Below are 684 nucleotides of genomic sequence, written 5' to 3'. Positions count from 1 at the left end.
AATTGAGCTTGGCCCCAGGTACTTACACCTTCCATGAGGAAGCAGCCCCAACTGGTTACCTCAAAGTGACGGATATCACTTTTAAAGTTAACTATGATGGAACAGTTAAAGTGACGAATGTTGGTACTAAGGATGCTAAAGGCGAGGACAATACAGTCGTAACCGATGGTTCAACTATTAAAGTCACTGATAAAGATGACGATAGCCCACGTAAGATCACCTTTAGTAAGGTTAGCCTTGGTGGAACAGAAATCGCAGGCGCTCAAATCAAGATTTACAAAGGCGACAAGGCAGAAGGCACAGCTGTAGAAAGCTGGACTTCAGAAGCTGGTAAGTCTAAAGATCTCAACTTGGCCCCAGGTACTTACACCTTCCATGAGGAAGCCGCTCCAACCGGTTACCTCAAAGTAACCGACATCACTTTCCAAGTCAAACATGATGGCACAGTAGAAGTGACCAACGTTGGTGAAAAAGACTCTAAGGGTGAAGAAAACAAAGTCGTTACCAACGGCTCAACAGTAACTGTCACCGATAAAGACGATGACCAACCACGTAAGATTACCTTCAGTAAGGTTAGCCTTGGTGGAACAGAAATCGCGGGCGCTCAAATCAAGATCTACAAAGGCGACAAGGCAGAAGGCACAGCTGTAGAAAGCTGGACTTCAGAAGCTGGTAAGTCTAAAG

Annotated in this window: 1 protein-coding gene; it reads left to right on the top strand. The window is 45.3% G+C overall.

Going from position 1 to position 684, the window contains the following annotated elements; translation table 11 throughout:
* The coding region (locus SORDD27_RS05105; protein ID WP_269139428.1) for a SpaA isopeptide-forming pilin-related protein at positions 1-684 on the top strand (684 nt) is incomplete at both ends.

Origin of the sequence: Streptococcus oralis (assembly GCF_001579025.1) — a bacterium.
Taxonomy (GTDB): domain Bacteria; phylum Bacillota; class Bacilli; order Lactobacillales; family Streptococcaceae; genus Streptococcus; species Streptococcus oralis_X.
The sequence above is the reverse complement of the archived record's forward strand: the minus strand, read 5'-3'. Positions and strand labels throughout refer to the sequence as shown.